21 protein-coding genes, 2 other RNA genes and 2 pseudogenes are annotated in these 24,357 nt (G+C 38.0%); 5 read left to right on the plus strand and 20 right to left on the minus strand.

The window, feature by feature from the left end:
* The 8 genes from hflK to PVK79_RS16615 form a co-directional block, all read right to left on the minus strand.
* Complete coding sequence (hflK, locus tag PVK79_RS16580; RefSeq protein ID WP_182732215.1) at positions 1 to 1,065, minus strand: FtsH protease activity modulator HflK; 1,065 nt, start codon at positions 1,063 to 1,065, stop codon at positions 1 to 3.
* Positions 1,066 to 1,256: 191 nt separating this feature from the next.
* Positions 1,257 to 1,391: a hypothetical protein gene (locus PVK79_RS16585; RefSeq protein ID WP_257326201.1), complete on the minus strand. Its 135-nt coding sequence runs from the start codon at positions 1,389 to 1,391 to the stop codon at positions 1,257 to 1,259.
* A gap of 255 nt (positions 1,392 to 1,646) precedes the next feature.
* Positions 1,647 to 3,203, minus strand: a complete 1,557-nt coding sequence (locus tag PVK79_RS16590; RefSeq protein WP_257326202.1) for an EAL domain-containing protein — start codon at positions 3,201 to 3,203, stop codon at positions 1,647 to 1,649.
* A gap of 120 nt (positions 3,204 to 3,323) precedes the next feature.
* Positions 3,324 to 3,767, minus strand: coding sequence for an IS200/IS605 family transposase (tnpA, locus tag PVK79_RS16595; RefSeq protein WP_257326203.1), 444 nt, complete (start codon positions 3,765 to 3,767; stop codon positions 3,324 to 3,326).
* A gap of 51 nt (positions 3,768 to 3,818) precedes the next feature.
* Positions 3,819 to 4,931 (minus strand): hypothetical protein, encoded by a 1,113-nt coding sequence (locus PVK79_RS16600; RefSeq protein ID WP_257326204.1) that lies wholly within the window; start codon positions 4,929 to 4,931, stop codon positions 3,819 to 3,821.
* 106 nt (positions 4,932 to 5,037) lie between these two features.
* Positions 5,038 to 8,538 carry a phage tail protein gene (locus PVK79_RS16605; protein WP_257326205.1) on the minus strand — a complete coding sequence of 1,167 codons (3,501 nt, stop codon included), beginning with the start codon at positions 8,536 to 8,538 and terminating at the stop codon, positions 5,038 to 5,040.
* A 71-nt stretch (positions 8,539 to 8,609) separates the two neighbouring features.
* Positions 8,610 to 8,945, minus strand: coding sequence for a hypothetical protein (locus tag PVK79_RS16610; protein WP_257326206.1), 336 nt, complete (start codon positions 8,943 to 8,945; stop codon positions 8,610 to 8,612).
* Positions 8,946 to 9,072: 127 nt separating this feature from the next.
* A complete protein-coding gene (locus PVK79_RS16615) occupies positions 9,073 to 9,948 on the minus strand; it encodes a S1 family peptidase (protein ID WP_257326207.1) in 876 nt (291 codons plus the stop codon).
* Positions 9,949 to 10,092: 144 nt separating this feature from the next.
* Between PVK79_RS16615 and PVK79_RS16620 the strand changes: the two genes are divergently transcribed.
* The 4 genes and pseudogenes from PVK79_RS16620 (at position 10,093) to PVK79_RS16630 (ending at position 11,393) form a co-directional block, all read left to right on the plus strand.
* Positions 10,093 to 10,371 (plus strand): transposase, encoded by a 279-nt coding sequence (locus tag PVK79_RS16620; protein ID WP_257326208.1) that lies wholly within the window; start codon positions 10,093 to 10,095, stop codon positions 10,369 to 10,371.
* An 88-nt stretch (positions 10,372 to 10,459) separates the two neighbouring features.
* Positions 10,460 to 10,606: pseudogene (locus PVK79_RS23590) on the plus strand (helix-turn-helix domain-containing protein); the annotation flags it as partial.
* Positions 10,607 to 10,708: 102 nt separating this feature from the next.
* Positions 10,709 to 10,915, plus strand: a pseudogene (locus PVK79_RS23595) (DDE-type integrase/transposase/recombinase); the annotation flags it as partial.
* Between the two features lie 274 nt (positions 10,916 to 11,189).
* The gene (locus PVK79_RS16630; RefSeq protein WP_182778715.1) at positions 11,190 to 11,393 is read left to right on the plus strand and encodes a hypothetical protein; all 204 of its coding nucleotides are present in this window, start codon (positions 11,190 to 11,192) and stop codon (positions 11,391 to 11,393) included.
* A gap of 188 nt (positions 11,394 to 11,581) precedes the next feature.
* On the opposite strand, the gene ffs (PVK79_RS16635) is transcribed toward PVK79_RS16630, so the two are convergent.
* From ffs (PVK79_RS16635) to PVK79_RS16685, 11 genes are all read right to left on the minus strand, one after another.
* An RNA gene (gene ffs, locus PVK79_RS16635) (signal recognition particle sRNA small type) lies at positions 11,582 to 11,678 on the minus strand.
* A 195-nt stretch (positions 11,679 to 11,873) separates the two neighbouring features.
* Positions 11,874 to 12,560, minus strand: a complete 687-nt coding sequence (locus PVK79_RS16640; protein ID WP_274803913.1) for a hypothetical protein — start codon at positions 12,558 to 12,560, stop codon at positions 11,874 to 11,876.
* On the minus strand, positions 12,553 to 13,713 hold the full coding sequence (locus PVK79_RS16645; protein ID WP_274803914.1) for a DUF262 domain-containing protein: 1,161 nt from the start codon (positions 13,711 to 13,713) through the stop codon (positions 12,553 to 12,555). The genes PVK79_RS16640 and PVK79_RS16645 overlap by 8 nt, the downstream gene beginning before the upstream one ends.
* 310 nt (positions 13,714 to 14,023) lie before the next feature.
* Positions 14,024 to 14,395, minus strand: coding sequence for a hypothetical protein (locus tag PVK79_RS16650; RefSeq protein WP_274803915.1), 372 nt, complete (start codon positions 14,393 to 14,395; stop codon positions 14,024 to 14,026).
* Between the two features lie 52 nt (positions 14,396 to 14,447).
* Positions 14,448 to 14,834, minus strand: a complete 387-nt coding sequence (locus PVK79_RS16655; RefSeq protein ID WP_138685901.1) for a hypothetical protein — start codon at positions 14,832 to 14,834, stop codon at positions 14,448 to 14,450.
* Entirely contained in the window at positions 14,827 to 15,705 is an 879-nt protein-coding gene (locus PVK79_RS16660; RefSeq protein ID WP_274803916.1) for a hypothetical protein, read from the minus strand. Before PVK79_RS16660 ends, PVK79_RS16655 begins: the two co-directional genes overlap by 8 nt.
* A 745-nt stretch (positions 15,706 to 16,450) precedes the next feature.
* On the minus strand, positions 16,451 to 17,032 hold the full coding sequence (locus tag PVK79_RS16665) for a recombinase family protein (RefSeq protein ID WP_274803917.1): 582 nt from the start codon (positions 17,030 to 17,032) through the stop codon (positions 16,451 to 16,453).
* A gap of 673 nt (positions 17,033 to 17,705) precedes the next feature.
* On the minus strand, positions 17,706 to 18,668 hold the full coding sequence (locus tag PVK79_RS16670) for a hypothetical protein (protein WP_274803918.1): 963 nt from the start codon (positions 18,666 to 18,668) through the stop codon (positions 17,706 to 17,708).
* Between the two features lie 58 nt (positions 18,669 to 18,726).
* A complete protein-coding gene (locus PVK79_RS16675) occupies positions 18,727 to 19,800 on the minus strand; it encodes a tyrosine-type recombinase/integrase (protein WP_274803919.1) in 1,074 nt (357 codons plus the stop codon).
* Between the two features lie 110 nt (positions 19,801 to 19,910).
* Positions 19,911 to 20,007, minus strand: an RNA gene (ffs, locus tag PVK79_RS16680) — signal recognition particle sRNA small type.
* Positions 20,008 to 20,147: 140 nt separating this feature from the next.
* On the minus strand, positions 20,148 to 21,023 hold the full coding sequence (locus tag PVK79_RS16685; RefSeq protein ID WP_145240520.1) for a DUF3014 domain-containing protein: 876 nt from the start codon (positions 21,021 to 21,023) through the stop codon (positions 20,148 to 20,150).
* Between the two features lie 184 nt (positions 21,024 to 21,207).
* On the opposite strand from PVK79_RS16685, the gene PVK79_RS16690 reads away from it, so the two are divergent.
* A complete protein-coding gene (locus tag PVK79_RS16690) occupies positions 21,208 to 22,353 on the plus strand; it encodes a patatin-like phospholipase family protein (protein WP_145240518.1) in 1,146 nt (381 codons plus the stop codon).
* Positions 22,354 to 22,367: 14 nt separating this feature from the next.
* On the opposite strand, the gene PVK79_RS16695 is transcribed toward PVK79_RS16690, so the two are convergent.
* Positions 22,368 to 24,344: a monovalent cation:proton antiporter family protein gene (locus tag PVK79_RS16695; protein WP_145240516.1), complete on the minus strand. Its 1,977-nt coding sequence runs from the start codon at positions 24,342 to 24,344 to the stop codon at positions 22,368 to 22,370.
* Positions 24,345 to 24,357: the final 13 nt, after the last annotated feature.

Here is a 24,357-nt window from a genome sequence, read left to right on the forward strand (position 1 = left end):
TCACTGGCCTTTAAGTGGTGTTAGATTAAGCAAAGGCAGTACATCTAGCGCACTGCTATCAATGATGATTTTTTCGCTAACTGTGGGCATTACTTTTTGCATTGTTTCTAAATAAATACGCTTTCGAGTCACCTCAGGCGCTTTTTCAAACTGAGCAAATAAGGCGTTAAAGCGCAGCGCATCACCCTGCGCTTCATTTACACGTTTTAGTCGGTAGCCATCAGCCGCACGGATACGTTGGTCACGCTCACCTTCAGCCAATGGAATAATGCGATTGTAATCACGTCGCGCTTCGTTGATCAGCTTTTCTTTTTCTTGTTGCGCTTGGTTTACTTCATTAAAAGATGCTTGTACGGCTTTTGGTGGATTAATATTTTTTAGCTGCACTTGGTCAATGCTGATCCCCATCACATATTTACTCGCTAATGCTTGCATCTTACGCAGTGCTTCAACTTCAATCTCTTGACGACCAATGGTAATAACTTCATCAACGGTACGATCGCCGACTACTTCTCGCATCACCGATTCTGATACATAGCGCAAGGTACCGGCAGGATCACGCACTTCAAACAAATAATTTTTAGGATTTGCAATACGATATTGGATCACCCACTCAACAAGGGCTGTATTTAAATCGCCAGTCACCATTTGCGTTTCGCCCAATTGATTACGTAACTGAACGTCACGGCGCTTGCCAGTAAAGAATATATTATTATTAATAGTCACATTTTGATTAGGATCGGTTGCGCCGGGAGTAGAAAAGCCAAACTCTTGTTTTAGTTGGCGTTTGATTGGCACAATATGAACTCTATCGATACCAAGAGGCAGTTTAAAGTGTAAACCCGATGGTAAAATAGTGCTAAATTTGCCAAATCTTAATACTACCGCCACCGAATCACTGGGTACAGTAAACAAAGCGGTGTATAAAGCACTAAAGCAAAACAGCACTGCTAAAATAACAAAGCTGGTTTTATACTTGCCATTGGGAAGCCACAACTGATATTTACCTAGCCGTTTAATTAGACCATTACTTTCATTATTTTTGTCTTCTGTTATTAATGACATAGCGCTCTCAGTAGCCTTAAACAACAAGAATATGATCCCTCACCAACGAGTGAAGAACCACAAATAGTAGAGAACATCTATTATCTAGCTCCTTGTATATTTATCGAATCTACCTGTCGATAATGCCACTCAATCCTTAATTAAGCTCAAATAATGCTTTGCGAAAACTGGTTAGATAATTAACGACTCTATTATTTTTGCTGGGGTTTTCTGTATGATTTTTTCGTGTCAGGTTCTAAAGCTGCGCGCTTGCTTGCCGCTTCTTTTTTTAGTGTTTCAGCAGACTTTTTATCATCTACTTTTTTATCATGAGTTGGATTTTGCATAGTTGCCTCAGAGTTCTCGCCCCTCACGTTAATGTAAAAGGCCGAGATTTAAAGCCTAGTTTATAAAGCTCCCCAGCTCTGTGCGCTACAACACTTAAATACTATATTTGGTTTTATTATGGTACAGTTTAAATTTAAAGCACCAGCTTTAGCTAAAAACCAGCGCTACTTAAAAAGCATATTATTTGAGTCAGACATAGGTGTTCTAACTCAAGTAAAGCCTGGTGAATGATCGGTTCCGCAATACCGCTTTATTTAAACTATTAATTCTTTCAATGCATCTAAAGGCAGCGCTTTATAAAAATACCAACCTTGAACCTGGTAGTATTTATTATACTTTTCAATAAATTCACACTGCTCTTGCGTTTCAACGCCTTCAAAAATAACAATACGATTAAGGTTCGTGAATAGTGCCATTATTGCCAGTAGCGTATCTTTTTTCAAAGGATCAGTAATCGATTGGGTAAAAATGCGGTCTATTTTTATGATATCGAAGTTAATTTCAGTTAACCAAACTAAATTTGAAACACCTGTACCAAAATCGTCCAAAGCAACAGTAAACCCATAACGTTTAGCCTGCAAAGCAAAGTGTGACAACTCATTTAGTGGCAGTCCTATACGCTCAGTGATCTCAATTTTTATTTGTTTTTGGCTTATTTTATATAATTCGCATTGCTCATTTAAAAACGGTAAATACTCCGAACTTTGAATTTCAAAGGAGTTAACATTAATCGCAATACTAAAGTCATCTTTTTCTATAACAAAAGGCGACAACTCTTTAAATGCCCGCTGTACAGATGAAAATGCCATCGACGGATATAAATTTAACTGCTCAGCAATACTTAAAAATAACTCAGGTGAGACTTGCCCATATACCTCATCTTTCCATCTAATTAAACATTCTACACCAATAATATGCTTACTCTGGACCTCTAAAATTGGCTGATATTCTAAATAAATACTTTCATCTGCGATTGCATTACGTAATCGAAATTCAATCGAATTTGTTCTTTCTGTGTATGAGATAAAAGAATAAATGATTAAAAAACTAATAACGCAAAGCAATAAAAGTATCGCAGTCAAAGTCAAAGTGGAAAAAAATAGTAACCCAGGGCGATTATTAAGCACGCTAGCGCAATAGTTAAATTTTGTACTACAGCTTTTAACTTCTTGTAATAATAGGTTAAATTCATTATCAAACTGAAATTCGGAGTCAAATTGATGGAAAACGTACAAGCCATCATTAGAGGTTATATTAAACGAAAAATCCTTATTTGATTGATCAAAATATTTGAAAGGAGCTTGAATTGTAAATGCAATAACACCATTACGTTTTGCAATATCATATTTGGCATCAATAGGAAAAATCCCCCCCACTTCTTGCGCAAAATAAAAGCCTGTAGGCCCCTTAAAAAAGTCAACATTAAGTTCAACAGGCTCTTTTAAAATGCCCCAATTTGCCGAACATATAATTTTATTTTGTTTAACTAAACCAACATCATGCGTGTGGTGGTAGTTAGTTAAAAGGATACGTAATTTATTTACAGTTTCTTCATCACAGCGTCGAGGGTTAATGGTTTCTGTCTGATAAATGGATTGGCTAATATCACTGGAGATTTCTTCGGCTTTACTAATAAGAGATTGTATAAACTTTTTCTGATAAAGCATTTGTACATAGTTTGCGCCAAAATGGGATATACAAATTAAAAGCAGTAGCAAAAGCGGTAAAAAGAAAACTATTGCACTTGGTTTTTCTTTAAAAGCTCTCAATGACATAGATTTTCCCTTGCAGTTAGCAACGTTAATGATCATTTAATACCATTTAATTGTAACGTACGCTAGCAGCAAGCGCCTAATATTAACTATTAATAAACATCCCCGGGGCAAGCCCTTCTGCTAACGCAGAACTCACTTCGTGAGCGGGGTATTTGGTTAGAACATAGCTAACTGATGATCCGAATGGAGTTGGTCATAATTATTTCCTTGGTTTTTCACATACTTTCTTATCATTGATTCGTCACCATGTTTTCCTACCGTACTTGCAAAATAACCATCTGACCAAAACTCTCCACCCCATAACTGCTTTTTAACATGAGGGCACTTTTTAAAAACCTCTCTTGCCGTTAAACTTTTAATCATCGTTACCAACTTTGTAATGCTGTAGGTTGGTACTGACTGAACTAAAAAATGAATATGATCTTCATCCGTCCCAATTTCTAAAAATTTGATTTCGTAACGTTTTTCTATTTCAACACAAATTTCTGTGATTGCCCTATCAACTCCCACATCAAGAACTGCTCTTCTATATTTTGCAGGGAAAACTAAGTGATAAAGTAAAACTGTCACATTGTGGCCTTTATGTATAAATTCGCTCATTACTCAATACTACGCCGCAAGCGGCGGGGAATAAACCCGAAGAGATTTAAGTCAGGTAAAAGAGCGAATTATCACTACTTCAACTGCTCCCTTATTATCGGTTAATCCTGCCCCATAAATTCCCTTAAGATCATCGTTGATACAGAGTTCTATTTCTCCAGCTGCTGGTGCGTTAGCAGAAAATAGCTCACCGATGAAAAATACACCATCCTCTATTCGTCCAACAAGTGCGCCTTCTAATTGCCCTGGTGCCGCGTAACCATCTTTTGCGATGCATCCCTTTGAGCCTTCTGGGCCATAAAGTAACCCACCGTCTATTTGTGGATTACATGTCCATTTACCCGTTTTATATATAATTTCAATCTCACTTTTATCGCTAGTTTCAACACCTGTTTTCATCCAAGGGTTTGTCGCTGCAACGGTAAATGAGCCAGCATGAACACCACAGCTATATGCTAGAAGTGCTAAAATTTGCTGATGAAGTTCTTGAGTATCAGGAAATAAAGACAGATCGTAATACCAGTTTTTTTTAGGTCCAATATTAAATAAACCTCTACCTTGAGTGTCAGATTTCGCAACAACACTTATATTGTCTGTTTTATAGATCGCTGTTGCAGCTTCCTGCTTGAAACTCCAATTCCAACTCGCGTTTCTATCATTTTCGTAAGTAAACACTTTTTCAGCTGCAGATGGAACTGCAGTTAAGTAGGCACCATTACCACTACCGTAATTAAGAACTTGAATAACTGGATAATTTGGCGTTACTGCTGCGATTGATTCAAACTGGCTAAGCGACATGCCAGGGTTATCGTCATCCCCATGCCAACGAGTTGCTGATAACATATCATTTCTCGACGTTGTCGGATAAGCGTGTTCTTGTTTCAGTGCACTTACAATCGTGCTATTTGATGTGCTTTGATAAACCTGTTTCAGAGTACCTGCGGTTACTTGCAAAGGAAAACTGGAAAGTAAAATTGCCATTTCGAAAACATCAATTTTCTCCATCGCGTAAAGTGCTTGCACTACTTTCACTAATGGTTCACTTGGATATATTTCTCTTAATGTTAATAGCTGCTCGGCTGGTGTTTTACACAGAGCTAACTTTTTCAAGCTATCATTTATAGGCAAAATACCTGTTAATTCATCAAAATTAATATCTGTCATTTCACTTCCTCTTTTTTATAGCGATATCGCATTGTCCAATTATTCAAAATTCTTTGCTCTACATTGCTATCAGTGCAGTAGCTCTAGTTAGGAGTTAAGTACCCTGTTATGTTTTTTTCCCATAAACACTGGCCAGCAATTGTGCAATTTGCAGTGCTGTTAAGTTAGGGAAGGCGGCGAATAAACCATCTCTTGTCTGGTCTGCTGCATAACCTGCTTGCTTCATTTGACCTGCAAGCTCTTTAGGCGTCACATCAGGAAAAAACTTGGCGACTTCAGTTCCGCACTCTTGACCTGATTTACCTTGTTCGAAGTAGGTTTCGACTAACTCTTCTAGTGTTGGCTGGACTTTCCCGTAGGCCGATACTAAAGCTTGTCCAAGCGCTTTAGCCGTAATATTTGGATACGCAACGAGCAATCCATTTCGAGTATCTTCTACAGGGTAACCACCTTGCTCCATCGCTATGGCCATATCGTCAGGTTTTATGTCGGGATAACTAGAAAGGATATCTGTCGCACAAACCTTACCAGCTTCGCCTGCATCGAAATCTCGTTTGGCAATTTCTTCAGGACTAAGAGATGGTAATATTGGTGTGGAACTAGGGTTGCTCCATTGGCTCGGGATCTCATGCTTACCGACAAGAGTTGAAACCGCTCTTACAGACACAGTCACGCTTTCAAAAGTAGCGTCATTAGGAATATCAAACTCAGTGTTTGTCCGAGTCTCAACCGTATTAAAGCTAGTTTGCTGTTGCGCTGTTCCTTGCTCTTCAAAGGTTGCCCGCACAAGAAAACGAGCTGCAGCGCTTGGCCATTGCCACACAACTTTAACTTTGTTCGGTGTAATTGTTAGTTTAACCTCATCTGGCGTCGATAAACGTTGCCAGATTAGCTCTGGTGAAAAGTTAGTTTGTATATAATGACCATCACTTTTCGCCATTATTTTGAAACTGTAATCTCCGGCCTCAGTTGTCTGAGTGAAGCTCGACGTAGCTTGGCACTGATCGGCACCAGAAAATACTCGAGGTTGATTATTTTCACGTAACTCGTAAGTTGCTGTACCTTCAAGTGGTTCCCAACTGAGAAAGAGCAAAACTTGTTCTTGCTGAATACTATCTATATCTAGATGAGCCTTTAATTTAGGTGCCTCAGGCTTCCAAATTCCAACAACTCGATCGCCACTTGATTTACCAGCTTTGACTGTTTTAATTGCATAGTAGTAAATACCTGAAGGCCGTTCCATGCCAATGTTGAAGCTTTGACAAGTCGCATTAGCAGGCTGTGTTATTTGCAAAATAGGCTTAGTGTTGGTGAAAAATACTCGTGACAAATAATGGTCAATGCCATTCACCTTCTGCCAAGTCGCTATTACCTCTTCTCCTACTGCATTTAACTTGAGATTTGTTGGCTGATCTGGCGCTCCAGGCTTTTTGCTACCGCCACTACCGCTACCACCTGTAATACCACCAATAACAGCAAAAGCAACACCTATACCAAAGGCAACTCCTCCCGCTGCACTACCTGAACTAAATGCTGCTTGGCCAGCTGAGGCCGCTGAAGGTAGAGAAGGTTCAGCCAATTTTTTACAGAGCAATGTCGCTGCGTATTTTGCCGCCTGCTTGCCAGCAAAAACAGACAATAAAATTGCAATTGCATCTTCATTTTTTAAGATCCCTTCAGCAAAAGAGCCGCCCGCATCTTTAATGGCTGTCTCAATATAGCCGCCCAAATTATCAAATGAGAGATCCTTTGGCACAAGAAACTTCACAGCATCAGGGAAATCTAACGTGAAAAGTTCTACTTTCGCTGTTCCTGTACCTAGATAAAGTGTGTATGTACCACCTAATGATAAATAGAGTTTCGCATCAGCTCCCTCTCCTTCTGTGACAAACTTAGGCAAAATTCGATAGTCTGTGTCCGTCGCCTTATCCATGACGAAGTCAACAATAGCTCCACATGATTTAGGAGCTGTCTTGTTGGAAAACTCCTCTACTTCTTTGGCAAAATCTAAAATATCTTTGACGAATTTGAACTGCTCCCAACCATTCAAGGTAAAGCCGTTTTGGCTATCATATTTAAAGCTAAGCTTTGCCCCTTTAGGTAAAAAAGGTAAATGAGCTTGCGCTGATTCGATTTCTCCACTTACACGCATATCGTTATTTGACTTGTCAGCCCTAGCGGCTTGAACTGAGACATTGACGCCAAAATCAGCTTGGAAAAATAGAATACTGGTTTTGAACCCCATCAGGTTTTCATTGCTGTTAAAACAGAAAATTGGACCTTTTTCAGCAGGAGTTTTCTCATCTACCTTAGGTGCTGTTAATTGTAATACCCATAAATCAATCCAGTCCTCCAACTGAATTTCTGCTGACACTCCGTCATCGCCAATTGCAACTGCTCCTGTCAGTTTTATGGTTAACAAAATAGTAATATCGAAGTGGGCGTAGAGATTAAACCCTTTGTTATAGCGAACTGGATTTGCTATCGGCTGAGATTGGCTTGGTTCTTGGTCAAGGTTGCCGCAACTGCATTCAAATGTTTTATCTGTTACCAATTTAGGGTCGTGCTCAACATCACAAAAATAAAGCTGCGAACCTTTGTGAAATACAATATTGACAAAACTAGTAGGCCATAGGCTTCCGCCTATACTGTTATTAAAAATGGCACCAATGTCCACATCCCTTTCGATCAGCATTGCCGCAACTATGGGCTTGCTACCTTGCAAGAAGATCTGACCTGTAAAAAGGTTGTCATCAAGGTTTGTATTAGGATCAGTTTGATAATTAATCTTACCTTGAATACGGATTAAGCTTTTGGCCGGCGCTTTCTCAGTTTCATAGGTGTACGACAGACCAAACATCAAACTTTCAAAAGTAACGCCTCTCATTAAGCCACCAAAGGGCTGGACAATTTTCGAATTAGGATCGGCTGAGCGAACACATGCTTTCAGCGCTGAATTCGTTGAATTTACATGGCCGAAAAATTTATAGTCATTACCAAATAACTTGAGCGTTATGTAACCTTGGATCCGATACTCACTGGACTGGTCGAAGCGATATGCTAGGGTAAGGTCGGTGAACTCAAATAGTTGAATCAGCGTAATACGCTCGAAGTAAGCCTTATATTCTGTCGTTTGAATAGTCTCTGAAGCAACTTCGCCAGAAGCAAATGTACCGCAAAGAGACACTTCGCTGCCTTTCTCTTCATAGCCAATATCAATCAGCGTTTTAAAAAGCCCAGATGTTCGAAAGTTAAAACTTGCCCAAAACGAAGTAGTTTGCTGAACAGGTTTTGCATATTCCTTGACCGTCTTGGGGATGGGAGCGTTAGGAAAAACATCGGTGATTTTAACATTTTCCGGCTGAGATGAAGAACGAGGTGAAAAGGTAAAAAAGCCCCCCTTTTCAACCGTAATCTCTAAAGGCATTGGGATTTTAAATGCATCTTCAAAAAGCTTTGAGAGGTTAAGCCCGTCTTTTCCAGCCTGCAAATTACTATAAATCAGATAATAATCTTTACTAAGGTCTAGCTCACAGAACATTGGAGCGTCAATTTTTCCCCCAAAAATATAACCAAATTTTAATGAGCTTGAGATGTTAAAAATCATAGATATTATTATCTCTAATGCCATTAGGGTACGAGTTTAGGCTACGTACCCTTGGCAAAAGAGTTAACCCTTTACTTCTGGTCAGCAGGCTTAGGATCTGGATTTTTATTGTCAGTAAATTTACCAGTTTCAGGGTCATAACCTCCGTCATTAACGACAACTTCAAGATCTTGAACCACGCCTTCAGTCCAGTCTTTAACTTGCTTTGGAGGCGACACTGCTACATAAAAGTGAGTGCTATCACCAACTACTACGTTTAAAAGGTCTGCACCATCGTCACCTGATTCAGCAATTGAAAACGTGTATGGAGCTGCCGGAGTAGGAACCCCTGCTGGGATCGCAACATCAATGTCGTATACTTCTTGGTCGATCTTAAGACCTACTTTAATATTTGCTTCTAAAGTCATAATTTCCTCTTTTATATTGGTTTAATGTCAGTTGTGGGCTTTGGTAAGAGTCCTTCGTTTCTATCAAAGCCAGTTATTATTTTTTGAATATTCGTCAGAGCCACTGCGGGCATAAACCTATTGTTTATCAACCAAGAAAAGGGACTTGGTATAATGCAACGTAGGTATTTGCGTTATTCTTAATTGGCTCATCAGGTAAAAGCGTTTCCGCGTCAAAATTGGCACCTAAGTTGATACCAACAAGGAACAGTTGATTTTCAAAAATTTGAAATACAGGCCCGCCGGAGTCACCTGGAGCCGTGCTTGATTGATCACTAGCAGAGCAAAGTAATACATTAGTGTTGTAATAATTCTCTGAATCTTTTTCCGCTCGTAAGACACTCTCAGAGTTAGAAGTGATTTTGGAAGTCCTTACTTGGAATATCCCTGCGTTCACTTTAGGCTTTCCATCTACGCCATACTGCTCACCAAAGCCGATGACAAAAACCTCAGCGTCTCTGTGTTTCTGCTGGTAAAAGCTTTTTAACTTTTTATTTTGAGGATTAAAATTAATTGCATGTTTTGGGTTGCATAAGATATATTCACTAAGCTTTGATTGGTCTTTCATAGTAATGAACATCAAATCATAATCCCAACTATCTTCACCTGAACGAAACTCTATAGCTGAGCTTTCCGGCTTTAAACATTCTTTTTCTGTCGGTGCTTTAGAAATAGTGTTTAGAGGGCCGTAAAGAATATTAAGATTAGTTAGAAAATCATGACACATCTTCTCTACTCTGGTTGAGTCCCAGGTTACTGGCGACTCTTTAAGACCACTGTTAATCGCCAAATTATGCTTTGCAGTCAAAATACCAGGGACACCCTTGCTGTCTATACAAAGCACACCAGAACCAGTAAAGTTTTCATTTTTCAAAGCGACAGAACAGAGCTGAATATGGTCTTTAAAGCTACACGCTTCATATTCTTTCCAAGCATTGTCTTTTTTGGTTGTATTAAATTGCATGTTTGAGCTCTCCAGTCATTGTTCTTTAGAAACTATTCCACAAATAAAAATCGATTTCTATTACACACCATTACACGAGGTGGACTTCCCATAGTTTGCTAGACACCATTGAGTTACATTGTAACTTCTAATAAGAGGTGTTTTATGAGCAAAGGCAAACGTTACACCCAAGAGTTTAAAGAAGCGGCTGTTAAACAAATCACTGAGCGCGGATATTCAGTTGCAGAAGTCGCTGAACGATTAGATATTTCTACCAAAACGTTATATCACTGGCGGAGCCAATTATCAGATAAACCTAAAGCCGTTCAATCATCCGATGAAAAACTGAAGATCGCTACATTAGAGGCCCAATTGAAACGTGTCACGGAGGAACGGGATATTTTAAAAAAGGCCGCAAGGTACTTTGCCAGCAACCCCGAGTAAAGTACGGCTTCATTCATGAGCACCAAGATGAGTTTTCCATCACATCGATGTGCCGACTTTTTAAGCTGCATCGTAGTGGTTTTTATGCGTGGTTAAAAAGCCTTTAAGCGATAGAACGCTTGAAGATAATCGCTTGTTGAAGCTCATTAAAGCGTTTTATGTAGCCAGTGGCGGCACTTATGGTAGTCCTTGGATACATGCAGACTTACGTGAAGCCGGTGAGCAATGCAGCGTAAATAGTGTTGCTAAGCTCATGCGACAACATAAGCTTAAAGCGCAAATAGGGTATAAGCGTCGCCATATTAAAGGCGGTAAGACATCGCGAATTGCAAATAACTTATTAGGGCGTCAATTTAACCCGCCTGCGCCGAATCAATCGTGGGTGAGCGACATTACTTACATAAGAACCTATGAAGGTTTTTCATATGTAGCAACAGTAATGGATTTATTCTCTCGGCGTATTGTGGGTTGGTCGATGGATAAAAATATGGATAAGCACCTTGTTATAAACGCACTGTTGATGGCTGTATATCAACGTCAACCGAAGGCTGAGTGTAGTGACATAAAGCTCTTGTTAAAAAGATTAATACGCGAAAGTTACGATCAAAGAATTATTTCAATGATTGAAGCATACATACAAAGTTATAATATGGACAAAATCAATAAATCCGAGCTTAAGTGATATGTCGCTACTCCTACATCAGTTATGTCCAAAAACGAGTTGACCCGACAGTCCGGTTATCGCTCTAACCCGACTATCAGCTGGATAGCAGGAGTGCGATTATTAAATATAACTTTTATTTGGCTTTAAGGTATGTATGCCTAGCGATATTCAACCTAGTGCTAATCATAAATTTGTAGAGATGCTCAGCAATGGAAAAGTTAATTTAAGCTCAAGCCCTTTAGATGAAATTGAATTAATTCATCGTGGTTTAGGTATTAACAATGTTGAGAAGTTTAGGCTTGAGTTACGTTGGGATATTCAAGAGGATTCAACTAAACAGGTAGATTTATTTTTTTGACTAGCAAATTTATGGAGGTTTTTAACACGGGGTGTTTGAGTTTTCTTCTGTACATGTGAGTCAACCACCTAACCATTTGGTTAAATACTAGACTATGCCACCTTATACTTCCAATTTATGCCATCTTTTAGTACAAATATGTCAACTTATACTTCAAACAACACCCAAATGAGGAATTTGGGTGGCAGTCTTACCAGCCACATCTCGGCACACACGTCACAAACTGTGGCTGCTCCCTTCCGGGCCTGACCAGGTTCGCCTGCTAGTGTTGCGAGAGGACCAATAAGACTACCATTGAGGGCCTTGGTTGGCGCGGGAGAGATTATCTCTACTTTAGATATCCCTCTAATCTCTCATTAGAATCGTTTAAGTAAATCTTCAATTTAAGTAGATATTGTACCACCAATGCGTACCACCTATAAAGAACTAAAGCGACATAAGCACCAATCGATAAAATACAATTTCAAGGTTAATAATTTATCAAATTGCAGGAAGTGATCCAGGCTTTATAGCATTCCATTCAGCTTCTAATAGCTTATCTTCAATATCAACCAAACGTTTATCAAATTCTTTTAAACTCGGTAGTATGTTGTTATTTAGATTACTTAACTGTGTCTTCGGATCTATTTGAATCCCGATATGTCGACCGGAAATATGGGCTAGACGCCCTCTCTCGGAGCCTAAAGTATCGAAATTTGCTAGTTCATCTACTGGAAATGAATCGAGAGTTCCAGTAGGGGCTATTAGTTTGAGTAAGTTTTTCTCTTTTACGCCATGATTACCATTGATTATAGCGTTATACTCTTTCGCCATTTTAGTTATTATTGTCTTTAAGGTTTGACTCAAACTACTACTCTGAATTGATGGAAGCGTTGTTTGCTCTAAGGAAATGTCCCATTCAAGTTTAGAATAAGCCAGTAATGCCATTGTACATAAATTTGGCTCATAACTTGTGCGAAATTCATTTACTTGAAGATCTACGAATTTATGACAAATAGATTCGAAATAGTACTCTATCTCTGAATGTACTAAGAGCATGTAGCCCTTTACCATATCTAATTCTTTATTGTCGTAGTTTCCTAAGTCATCAAACTCTTCGGGCAATAAATTAATACGCAACTCAGATAAACGAGCTTGTAGGTTATTATAGAGAGTTGTATTAGCCATCTACCCCTCTCAAATTGATATTCGGTACATTTAAGTTATAGACATCATTAACTCTATTAATAACAGCATTGAATCTATTACTAACAGCCTTCAAACTTTTAGTCGTTTTTTCTATTGATTCTAAAAAAACAATATCTCTATTGCATAATTCAATAATTATGTCTTCAAGTGTGCCAACACCTTTATCTTCAATCGCTTTCCTTACTATATTGTTACTCAGAACAAAAATTAAAACTTCAAACAATGAGCGATTCTTTCTTGATTCATACTTATCGCCAATATGTTTCTTATAAGCATTATCGCCAAAAGATTTAATTACAAGCTGATGTGCCAACTCCATATCATGAATAATTTCATCTAGTTGGTCGGATATTTTGGGGTATTCTCGCGTTAGCTCTTTGAAGCTATTATCAAGAAAAGATTTAAGATTACCGTGATATCGTTCAATAAACATATTATTCGCAAAGATACGAAGCATGAGTTCAACATCACGCATTCTAAAGTCTAAATCACTACTTCCTAGGAAGAATTTTAATGCTTCAGAGTTTGATGAAACTTCATCAATATACTTAGTAAACTCCCCTGGAGATAATGCAAAACGTAGCTCTTGAGGGCTAAGCGGTAAACTACCAGTATTCAATCTATAGAAGACTTGTGCTAAAACGTCTTCAGAACGACAGTTTTTTAAGATTACCGTTCTAATTGATTGGTTTTCAAAATTACTAAGGTTATAGCCTCTGTTTATTAAATCCGTATAAGTACAATTATTTAGCTCTGACAATATAGGTAAACTTTTTAACTTAAGTTCTGGATATTCATTACGCATATTATCAGCTGCAAATTGTAATATGCTTAATAAACGCTGCTTTCCGTCCAAAACAATATATCTGCCTCGTTCATTTGGATCTTCGGCTAAGACCAACTGTGGAACAGGCATACCAATCAGAAGAGATTCTATAAATAAGCTTTTTCTTTCCTGGTCCCAAGCATCGCGTCTTTGAAAAATAGGCGATAGGCTAATATTCCCTTTCTCAACTTGGCGAATAATTGTCTCTGTTGTCCAGTCAGTACCTGTAACAACCGTCTCTCTAAACGGCTCGACTTTAATTTCGTCTAAATAGTCGTAAAAGAAGTCATCAAACTCTTGAGTCATATTATTTTCCTTTTAAATTAATTGGTTGAGTATATATAGTAAAATACACATACATGAGCTTAATATACAGATTTATCCTTATTTCCTTACGACCCTAGCCAAAAGTTCCTATTACTTAATTTTTATATCCACAGCCCAAACAACCTTATTTAAAATACAAAAACTTTCAATTCACATTAATATAGATATTTCTAGTGTTATTTAACGTTTACTAAAGCTAATTTGTCGCTTAAAGCTATCTGACGAATTATTGCAAAGCCTCATGAACTAAGCCAGCTAAAAGCATATGATGTCTATTATATTTAAAACTTTAGCTATTTTTTTCTTTTCTTTTTCTACTTTTATAAGTGTCATAGTGTAGCCCGACTTCATTACAGGCAGCTTTTATGCCTTTACCTCGTAAGGTTAATTCTTCAACTTTTAAAAGCTTTTCATCAATCTCTTCGCTTGAGCTGGCACCGCCTCTATTGAGAAAGTTTTTTGCTCTTACTTCAGTAGCCTTGTCTATATGCTCCTGACTCTGTTTATAACCCTTGGGCACACCTTGGTAAGCTGTAGAGGCGGTTTCAGTCTCATCAGCCCACTCTAACTCTTTAGCTCTTTGAGCATCTTCAGCAAACTGCTCTCCCTCTTTACTATATTTCCAGACGACATGAGCGCCTCTATCATAATTATTAGTCATGTAACCTCACTTGGTAAATCTAAGTTTGTTAGTAACGAACTCTATAGAGTCTCTAATCTTTTTTTAAATCATCCATCAAAGTGGATAAAGGAATATAAAAAATAATTCCGATGAAAAATACAGCTATTTGAATCCAATAGTAAAATGTATCAATTGCTGTGTTAAGTTGAAAGCATATATACATAACAATCGAGATAATAGAAAAGGCGAATATATATACTTGATAAGTACTGAATCGTGATATTTTTTTATTTTTATCAGGTACTTCTAATGTTTTTGCTAAAAGCTGCCCATACATTATTGAAGTTGCTAAAGAAAAATCAGACAATCTTATATACGATGAAAGATCATCATTGAGCAACTTTATAATAAACAACACTAAAAGAGGTAGTACTATAAATATAGCCTCTTTCTTGGCACCATCATAGCTTCTAATCATTTTCAAAATCCAGAGTAAACTGCTCAACTTCATTTTGAGGAATAACACGTATTACTTCTATGATTTCACTTTCATATCTATCTTTTGTCTTTTTCATCGCGTTTGTTTTTCGCTTCATTCTCACTTTTACGTACAATGCATCCCCGGGCCACATTTCTTCCTCATGATTTAACCATTTTGTTAACCATCCAGAATCGAGCATTTTTGCACTAAGCTTTTTGTTCTTTCTTCTATTACACTCAAACTCCCACTTCAAATCCTCTACATACGATGGTCGCCTAACAATAAAGATTTCATTAGATGGAAAGTTTTCGACTTTATCTTCAAATATTTGATCTGCATCACGAGGGCATGAAAATGACTCACTAATAGAATCAAAATCTAACCCTCTGCCATATTGAACAAGATCTTTTTCAGAAAGATTTTGTTTCGCTTTATGGATTTTATGAAGAGCATTAGCAACATCATATAAATTAGGATCATTCAAGCAGGTAAAATTAGTGTATTCAGGATCATTTGCAGCTATGGATTTACAAACGCTATTTGCAAAGGATCTTACATCGGCTTCAGAATCAATTTTTTGAGCAACAGCAATTTCAGAGCGAACCCCAGAGTAAATGCCATTAAAAATACTCTCAAGACCCACGCCTCTTGCTATATCCTTTATTCTATGAAAAACGTCAGCTATACATGAACCTTCTCTGGTAGCTCCTAAGCATGACGAAAATTCAATATCATTCCCATACCCTTTTACAAAAGATTCTTGTAATTCATTAAAGCCTTCAACATATAGGGCCATTGCATGAAATACTCGTTCTGGTTTTTCTTGTTTCTTGTCAAATTCAATACGGATAGAATAACTTACAGACATTGGAATTCTCCTTCATTCACGCCATAAGACTAACTTCAAAATGTATTGCTTACAAGAACATGAACAAAAGATTAACTTGTTAAATTTAACACCTAAAGTTATTCCTGTTTTATAACTCGTAAATGAAGCACATGAAGCTCTATTAAATTATTTCAAAAAAAAAAACTGGCATGTACTCTATTAGAGTTCCAAAAAATTAAGGTTGAAAGTGTAAAATACAGGCCCCCTTTAATAACCCCCTACCCCCATTGTTTTTTTTACTTTTGATAAGCATTAACCTTGTCTTAGAAATGGCTTTCTAAATGGTAATTTAAATTCATTACGCTACTAGCCGTTTGTTTAAAGCAAAAACACATAATTGACTTTACCCAGTTTTAGGGGTATTTTTATTTGTGATAAGAAATAAAGAGTGCATAGGTAGCGCGAGGGAATGGTTCGATATTTTAGGTTATGTAGTAACTTTGGTAGTTAGTATACTGACTACTTTTGACTTAAAAACACAATATATTAAATCATTTAGGGTTCAACTCCCACTTAGAAAGTATCGCGAGGTAAAACTTATGGAACATAATAACTCACTGAAGAATCTAGTAACATCTGATTTTAAGAAAGGCATTAATTCCTTTAGTATCCGAGCTATTCTCTTCTTGCTAGGATTGTGGTGTTTCCCCTCGCTTCCTATGCACTTTTAATATAGAAAACTGGCTTTGATTTTACTTTCAAAACCCAAGCAAATAATTTCCTCCTACTTCCAGTTACGCTTAACAGTTGCTATTGATGTTTGAAATTCAGTCCCCTTTAAAGCCTCAACCACTTTAGATTGCGAGAAGGATTGTGCTTTCAATTCTTGAATCTTGACTATAAGCTCTTGAGATACCTTTTTGCGCCCTAATGTAACTCCTTTGGCTTTTGCTCTAGCTAACCCCTCCTTTGTGCGCTCTCTAATTCTATTTCGCTCAAATTCAGCGAAGACAGCAAACATCTGTAAAATGAGTTTACCTTCAGACGTAGTTAAGTCGCTTGAGGGTAGATCGAGTGATATAACCCTAACCCCCATATTTTGCAGCATAGATATTGTTTGTTGAACGTCTATATTATCCCTACCTAGGCGATCGAGTTTAGAAACAACTAAAGTATCATTTAGTTCAAGCCGATCAATAAGTTTAGCGAACTTAGGGCGCTTCATAGCTTGAACACTTCCACTAATAATTTCAGATATGGCACGATTAGATTCAATCTTAAACCCAGCGTTCTTTATAGATAAATCTTGGTTATTAGTAGTTTGATCTGTAGTACTAACCCTTGTATATGAAAACAATCTACTCAAAATCCAGTCCTTCTGATTACTAGTATCTAAAACCAACAAAACTACAGATACCAGTATCAAATGTCAACACCCTATATTTAGATACCAATTAAAGCCATGATAAAACTGGTGTCAAAATTGACCGTATTTGATACCAGACAAGTTTAGATGTTCATAATAAAATAGTTTGGCAGCTTTATTAGGTACCACCAGCAGACTTCGTCACTTAGCGTAGTTTTAATTAATATACTATGATGATAAAAGGCAACTAACTGTTATTTAGAGTTTTATAAATTAATATTGATATCGTTAAGGATATAATGAGTATGTGTAGAGGGCTCAAAGTAGAAAGAAAACTATTTGATTTAGTCTAATGTGTTAGTATTGGCAAATAGGCGTTCTTAGTAATTAACTCTTTGCAATAATGTATAAAACTAACCAAGAGTTTGTATTTAATTATACAAAGTACTTAACACCTCAGAAACACGTCAAATACTATCCTATAAGGCTCTACAAGCAGCTTAAACTACTACCTTACATCCTTGCAAGGAAAGATAAATAAGACTCTTAGAAAGCATTGCAGGGAACCTTATTGAATGTTGTTACTTCGTACGATGAGCCACCTCAGTAACAACAAGAAGTCTTAATTATATTATATACGCACGAATAAAAAAAACGTTACAAACGTAACAAATCATCTATTGCTTTTATTCTTAAAACTTGAGATGAACTGCCTGATAGTAGTATCTTTAATTTCGTTACCATTACATTGTTTAATACCAAGTAGAGCCTCTTTGAGAGCTTTTGGTTTTAGATCTGGATTATGACTTAATAACTCAGTAGCAATTTTTTTATAGCAAAGCATATCTCTGCTTTCATCTGCAATTAATGTTTTAGTGCTTTCAAGTATGCTTAACTTCTTATCTCGTTTCTTAGATTCTTTAGCTGTTAGTGAACTCTCTAATTCTGATAGCTTATCTTCTGCAAGAACATATTTGACACTTCGAGCAAGTTTAGATAATAGGTCTTTTATGCTGCCTTGGCAGTAAAATTCAATATAACTCTTACCAAAAAACCCAGAGGCTTTTAGTGCAATTATTTTCCTTGATAAAGCAGGATTTTGTGAAGTATCTTTTTCTCTAATAACTCGTGTAACTATGCTTTTTAAGATATCCATACTCTGCCAATGACTCCTCCCTTTAGCTATGTTAATAAACATATCAACATTAATGTCGTACTCTTCTTTAGTAATGACGCTCTCTATATAGCTTCTTTCTGATTCATCTACACGCAAAAGATCATATGCTTCTGTTGTTGTTTTTCCTGAAATAACACTTTGGAATAAGAACTCTTGGGCTGTTTCAGAGAAATAACACAATTTATGTTCCATATCACGTTTAGGTAACTCTATATTTATCTGCCTAGTTAATTTTTCAACATTTTTCTTTACCTCCTTGTCATAATCATCCTTTGATAAATCTGCGGTATCTAATTTTGCATTTTCAATCTTAATACGTTCTTCTAAAATTTCCCTCTTGAATCCGGCAGCAATGAATAGATTCATTTCCATATATCTTTTACGTAATACAGCAATATCCGCACCTAAGTCAGGTTTATCAAGCTTGGTGTATTCCTCGTCAGCATTATTTATCAACACTCAGTAAGTTCCTTTAAATATCTATATGATTTTATTCTTTGACCATGTAGCACAATAACTATAATTCACTCTGCTTTATTTTTTCAGTACCACCTATGAATTTAACCACCTCTTGAAGCCTCTGTATGGCAACCTCATGCCCATACCTATCAAATGTAATACTACCATTAGCATGACCTAATATCGCGGCACAGTACTGTACAGGCACTCCAGAGCTTTTCAATTCATTACCTACTGTATGCCTTAATGAATGGTAATCAGGTAAGTTATGACGTTTCCTAAAAGAAGAGTACCACTTCGTAGGCATTGCTGCATATGATCGCTTAGAAGCTTTCCAGTGCTCCATTAAACGGTTTTCACGGCTATTAATAAAACCATAAAGGCCTAACTCGATAAGTGTGGGATGCACAGGTATTAAACGCTTAGAGTTTTTCGTTTTCAACATATCTCCTCTGACGAAAAATATATTTGAGCCTTGATCAATATCCTTGGTTAGCAATTGGCATACCTCATTAGCGCGCATGCCTGTATATCGCCCAATCATAAGAAACCAAAAGTGTGACTCCTGACCCCTATCTCTTAATTTTAATGCCTGTGTATAGAAAGTATGCAACTCATCTTTTGTGTACGCTGTTCGTGAGTTTTCAATATGCCCTTTTATCTTTAGCCCATTAAAAGGGTTCTCAATGCCATCATATTCACTTTCAACCCATTTATAAAACATAGAACAATAGCCAATACACTTATTTACAGTTGCAATGGATTTACCCTCTAACCATTTTTTCTTCAATGTAGACACATTAGCTTTCGTTAATATTAAACTGGGAATTTCACTTAGAACCCCCTCTATACGATGCTGGTGGCGCTCTTGCCATAAATGCTTGTTAGCATCAATGTAGTTACTAATACATACGCTTAATGAAGGGAGTTGTTCTTGAGTTATTAATTGAGATGTTACTTTTCTGGCTGAATCAGGACATTCGCTTAATAGCAGTATTTTAATTGCTAACTGTTTAGCTTCTCTTTTATCTCTAGTTCTGAGGCTTTTTCTGATTTCTTTACGTTTACCAGATGATAATAGATAGGTTTTTCTGTAGTACCAAATACCATGGCGAGATAATAAAAGATGCATGTATATACTCCAAAGTGATACGTATAAGGGATACACGTAAATAAAAAACTTTGAAGATTTACTGACCCAAGCTATTGTTAATAAATAAATTAAAATAGTTTGGGTGGCAGTCTTACCAGCCACATCTCGGCACACACGTCACAAACTGTGGCTGCTCCCTTCCGGGCCTGACCAGGTTCGCCTGCTAGTGTTGCGAGAGGACCAATAAGACTACCATTGAGGGCCTTGGTTGGCGCGGGAGGGATTATCTCTACTTTTGCTGTGTTATTCAAGGGGAAACACAAAAAGAAAGTGCGATTGCATATTAAACATACAATCGCACTGTTTTTTAAACGATTTAAGTAAGATTATTGATTATCTAACTCTTTTTTTACGTTACGTAGTACAGCTTTTATTTTTTTCATGTTTTCAGGGCCCATGCGTAGCAGTTGTTTTTGTGCCGCCGGTAGGCGTTCCCATTCTGAGTAAGCATATTGATAAGTTACTGAATCACGTAACAGTGGCATATCCCCTTTTGGCTCTGGGGTATCTAGCAGCAATTCTATGGCGTCAGTAAGTGTTTGATTAAACGCATCACCTTGATAGCCAATTTCTGTATACGCATCATTGATAAGTGGTTTGTACTCATCGTATAAACGTACGATTTGTGCTGCACTCATGCTAGTAAAGATTTTTACATAAGGGGTATAACGCTCATAGCTGTTTGGATCAATGGTAAGAATATCACCCTCTACTACACTAAAGCCTTCTTCTAACTTAATAACGGGAGTGTGTTTTTGGGCAATTTTACCTTTGGCAAGATTATCTATAAATACCACACCGCGACGAATAACATCGTCGTTTATAACCAAACTCATAGCTGCATCACCTAAGTATTCGTCTAACTTAGCAACAACGACAGGATCGCTTTCATCAAGAGTAGGTAGTGGTTCTACTTGCGGCTCAGGCTCTACTGGGCGTGGTGTTGGCACGGCTAAATCAGCAGGCTTTTCAGGATTAACAGATGGGGCATTAACAACCGGATCGTTCTCTGGTTTTAGCTCCATCATGGGGCGCTCTGCTACGGGTTGCTCAACTTCGGTTGCTGTTTGTGACTCATCACTTGAGTTTAATAACACAAACGCTGCAGCAATAATGATAATAATTAAAATGATGCCTGCAAATAAAAGGTTATTATTCGGTGGACGTTTTTGAACATCTGACGCTGATGGTTGATCTGACATACGAACTCCATAAATATTAAAATGCGATAACAGTAAGAGTACCCTAAATGGATTTAATTCATAGCCTACACTAATAATTATTAACGTAGCTAAGGTATCCTTTGATTCTTCTAGCTTAAAGACTTACAGTTAATAAATAAAGTAAAGACGCTTAACCGCTTAATTGCAACGACGAAACTCAACTATGAAAATCAAGCAAATCGATAAAAACAAACCTAAAGTTGCTCTGTTACTGACCGGTGGTGGTGCACGTGCCGCTTACCAAGTTGGGGTTCTTAAAGCGCTCGCGCAAAGTATGCCGCGTACCGCCCCGCTGCCATTTACTATTATTAATGGTACATCTGCCGGAGCGATCAATTCAGCTGCGCTAGCAAGCTATGCTTCATGCACCCATTTGGCGGTACGTAAACTGGAATCTGTTTGGAAAAACTTTTCTACCTCAATGGTATATAAAAGTGATTTTATCAGCGTGTTTGGCCATTTAATGCGTAACATGCTGACTAGTTTTCAATCTGAACATATTAATCATCCACCAGCGAGCTTGTTGAATAATCAGCCTTTACGTAATTTACTTAATGAAATTTTAGATTTAACTCGCATTGAGCGTAATTTACACCGTAATTATTTAGATGCGCTGTCAATCACCGCATCAAGCTATACCACGGGTGATTCTGTGGCGTTTTTTCAATCTAATACACAGTCACCTTGGCGGCGCGCTAAACGCGAAGGCCAAGCGGCACGTATTAACGTTGAACATTTAATGGCGTCCAGTGCAATTCCTATGGTGTTTCCGAGCGTAAATGTATACAACCACTACTTTGGTGATGGCTCTATTCACCAATTATCGCCACTGAGTCCATGTGTCCATTTAGGCGCTGAAAAAATATTTATTATTGGTGTTGATCAGCCCAAAGAAGCTCATCCGCCGGGTTATCTACCTCACTTCCCAGGGTTATCCTCGATTGCGGGCCATTTGCTCGACAGTGTGTTTACCGACACCTTACAGTCAGATCTTGAGCGCCTTGAACGAATTAACCGAACTTTAGGTTTGTTACCTGGCCGTGATAAACACCAAGAATTAAAGCAAATACAAAGTTTTGTGATCAATCCATCAGAAAACTTTAATGCCATTGCTGCAAACTATTACAGTGATATGCCTTTAGCCATTAAAATATTACTGCGCATGATCGGGGTTAAAAAACGTTCTCAATCGAGTTTAACCAGTTACTTATTGTTTGAAAAACGCTATACCCAGCATTTGATTGAAATTGGTTATAAAGATGGTTTAGAGAAACTGCCACAGATACGCGAATTTTTAGAGCTCGATTAACAGTTAACTATTCACTAATCCGTACCATCGAGTAAATAGCACTCTACCCGCTCTACTCGTCGAGGTTTACCTTGTAGTACAAGAATATCTCCGGCGAGTAAAACAGTGTGCAGCGATGGACTATCAATTTCACGGTCTTTGCGTCGTAATGCTCGCACTGATACTTTACGTTTTTCGAGATTTAATTCATTAATATTTTTAGCAACCGCAAAGGCGTTTTCTGGCAGTGCCATAACGTGTAAATACTCAAGCCGCTCGGCGTTGTTTTCTTCACTATCAAATTGATCTCCAGCAAAAAAACCATGTAAAAATTGGTAACGGTTACGCCGCTCTTTGCTAACCCGCCTAACAATACGCGACATCGGCACGCCCGACATAGACAACACGTGCGACACTAACATTAAGCTCGCTTCCAGTGTTTCTGGCACCACCTCAGTCACGCCAAGCTCTTTGAGTGCTTCGAGATGACTATCATCGCGCATGCGTACCAGTATTTTCACGTCAGGAGCTATTTGCTTTATCGCATCGATCACGATTTGCGCATGTTCAAAATCGGTGAAAGTAATGATCACTAGTCGAGCTCGTTCGACCCCTGCTGATTTTAAAATATCTTTTTGTTTTACATGACCAAAAATAACGGGCTCTCCAGCTGCTTTGGCCTCTTGAACTAGTATTGGGTTACTTTCAACAGCAACGTACTCTATTGCTTCTGGCTTTAAAAACCGCGCAATAGTTTGCCCAACCCGAGAGAACCCACAGATCACTACATGGTTTTGATACAAGGTGCTACTATTAGGCTGTTGCTGCCACTCACCGTTGGGATTTTTTAATACCCCAAGTTGTTTTAATAACCAAGGCGTCGATTCTATTAAATAAGGCGTTAAGCCCATCGACATGACTGCAATAGCAATTAAAAATGAGGCGTGATCTAAAGCTAATAATTGGTGTTTAGTAGCAAGCGCAATTAATACAAAACCAAACTCGCCCATTTGCCATAGCATGATGCCTGCTGCAATTGCATCTTGTTTTCGCTCGCCCATCAGTTGCGCTAAAAAAGTAATAACACCAATTTTTAATACTAGCATTAGCGCTAATGCAGCCACTATCCAATACCATACGCCAAACACATATAAAATATCGAGCTGCATACCGACAGTGACAAAAAATAGGCCCATTAAAATATCGCGAAATGGTCGAATATCAGCTTCTAATTGATGTCGGTACTGGCTTTCGCCGAGCATCATTCCTGCTAAAAATGCGCCCAGCGCCATCGATAAGCCAAATAAATACGTTAAGCCTGCGGCAAATAAGGCAACCACTAAGGTGGTCAAAACAAACAATTCATCGGTGCGCATTAATGCAACTTCGCTAAAGACTTTTGGCAATACCCACTTGCCTATCATCCATAACAACAAACATACAAATGCGCCTTTAGTTAAAGCGAAAGTCAGGGCCCAGGCAATGCCTTCAGTATCACTGCTTTGGGCCAGTAAAGGTAAAGTAATCAGTAACGGCACCACCGCAATATCTTGAAATAATAACATTCCGATAGCGAGCTGCCCTCGCCGCTGTTTAAGTTCGCCGGTTTCTTTAAGTAATTTAACCACCACCGCTGTTGATGACAGCGCCATTAATGTCGCAATAGTGAAACTGCTCAACAAAGACAAATCCATCAACAATAAAATCAGCATAAACACAATACTTGTGACAATTACTTGCAACGTGCCCAAGCCAAATACAATATTGCGCATTGCCATTAAGCGGCCAACAGAAAACTCCAGCCCTAAACTAAATAATAAAAATACAATACCAAGCTCAGCTACAAAATGTATTTCATGACTTTGCGCCATCCAGCCAATGCCATGACTACCCGCTAATAAGCCAGTAGCAAGGTAGGCGAGGATCGGCGGTAAGCCAATGCGCTTAAATAACCATACCAGCACCACAGCAGCCAGTAATAAGCCAAATATTTGAGCCAATACACTTTGCAAATAAACCTCCTAT

It is taken from the genome of Pseudoalteromonas rhizosphaerae (genome assembly GCF_028885455.1).
Lineage (GTDB): Bacteria > Pseudomonadota > Gammaproteobacteria > Enterobacterales > Alteromonadaceae > Pseudoalteromonas > Pseudoalteromonas rhizosphaerae.

Bases quoted from the DNA above. Each gene is read 5' to 3' on its own strand.
- hflK (WP_182732215.1), bottom strand. From the start codon at position 1,065: ATGTCATTAATAACAGAAGACAAAAATAATGAAAGTAATGGTCTAATT.
- PVK79_RS16585 (WP_257326201.1), bottom strand. From the start codon at position 1,391: ATGCAAAATCCAACTCATGATAAAAAAGTAGATGATAAAAAGTCTGCT.
- PVK79_RS16590 (WP_257326202.1), bottom strand. From the start codon at position 3,203: ATGATCATTAACGTTGCTAACTGCAAGGGAAAATCTATGTCATTGAGA.
- tnpA (WP_257326203.1), bottom strand. From the start codon at position 3,767: ATGAGCGAATTTATACATAAAGGCCACAATGTGACAGTTTTACTTTAT.
- PVK79_RS16600 (WP_257326204.1), bottom strand. From the start codon at position 4,931: ATGACAGATATTAATTTTGATGAATTAACAGGTATTTTGCCTATAAAT.
- PVK79_RS16605 (WP_257326205.1), bottom strand. From the start codon at position 8,538: ATGATTTTTAACATCTCAAGCTCATTAAAATTTGGTTATATTTTTGGG.
- PVK79_RS16610 (WP_257326206.1), bottom strand. From the start codon at position 8,945: ATGACTTTAGAAGCAAATATTAAAGTAGGTCTTAAGATCGACCAAGAA.
- PVK79_RS16615 (WP_257326207.1), bottom strand. From the start codon at position 9,948: ATGCAATTTAATACAACCAAAAAAGACAATGCTTGGAAAGAATATGAA.
- PVK79_RS16620 (WP_257326208.1), top strand. From the start codon at position 10,093: ATGAGCAAAGGCAAACGTTACACCCAAGAGTTTAAAGAAGCGGCTGTT.
- PVK79_RS16630 (WP_182778715.1), top strand. From the start codon at position 11,190: ATGCCTAGCGATATTCAACCTAGTGCTAATCATAAATTTGTAGAGATG.
- PVK79_RS16640 (WP_274803913.1), bottom strand. From the start codon at position 12,560: ATGGCTAATACAACTCTCTATAATAACCTACAAGCTCGTTTATCTGAG.
- PVK79_RS16645 (WP_274803914.1), bottom strand. From the start codon at position 13,713: ATGACTCAAGAGTTTGATGACTTCTTTTACGACTATTTAGACGAAATT.
- PVK79_RS16650 (WP_274803915.1), bottom strand. From the start codon at position 14,395: ATGACTAATAATTATGATAGAGGCGCTCATGTCGTCTGGAAATATAGT.
- PVK79_RS16655 (WP_138685901.1), bottom strand. From the start codon at position 14,834: ATGATTAGAAGCTATGATGGTGCCAAGAAAGAGGCTATATTTATAGTA.
- PVK79_RS16660 (WP_274803916.1), bottom strand. From the start codon at position 15,705: ATGTCTGTAAGTTATTCTATCCGTATTGAATTTGACAAGAAACAAGAA.
- PVK79_RS16675 (WP_274803919.1), bottom strand. From the start codon at position 19,800: ATGCATCTTTTATTATCTCGCCATGGTATTTGGTACTACAGAAAAACC.
- PVK79_RS16685 (WP_145240520.1), bottom strand. From the start codon at position 21,023: ATGTCAGATCAACCATCAGCGTCAGATGTTCAAAAACGTCCACCGAAT.
- PVK79_RS16690 (WP_145240518.1), top strand. From the start codon at position 21,208: ATGAAAATCAAGCAAATCGATAAAAACAAACCTAAAGTTGCTCTGTTA.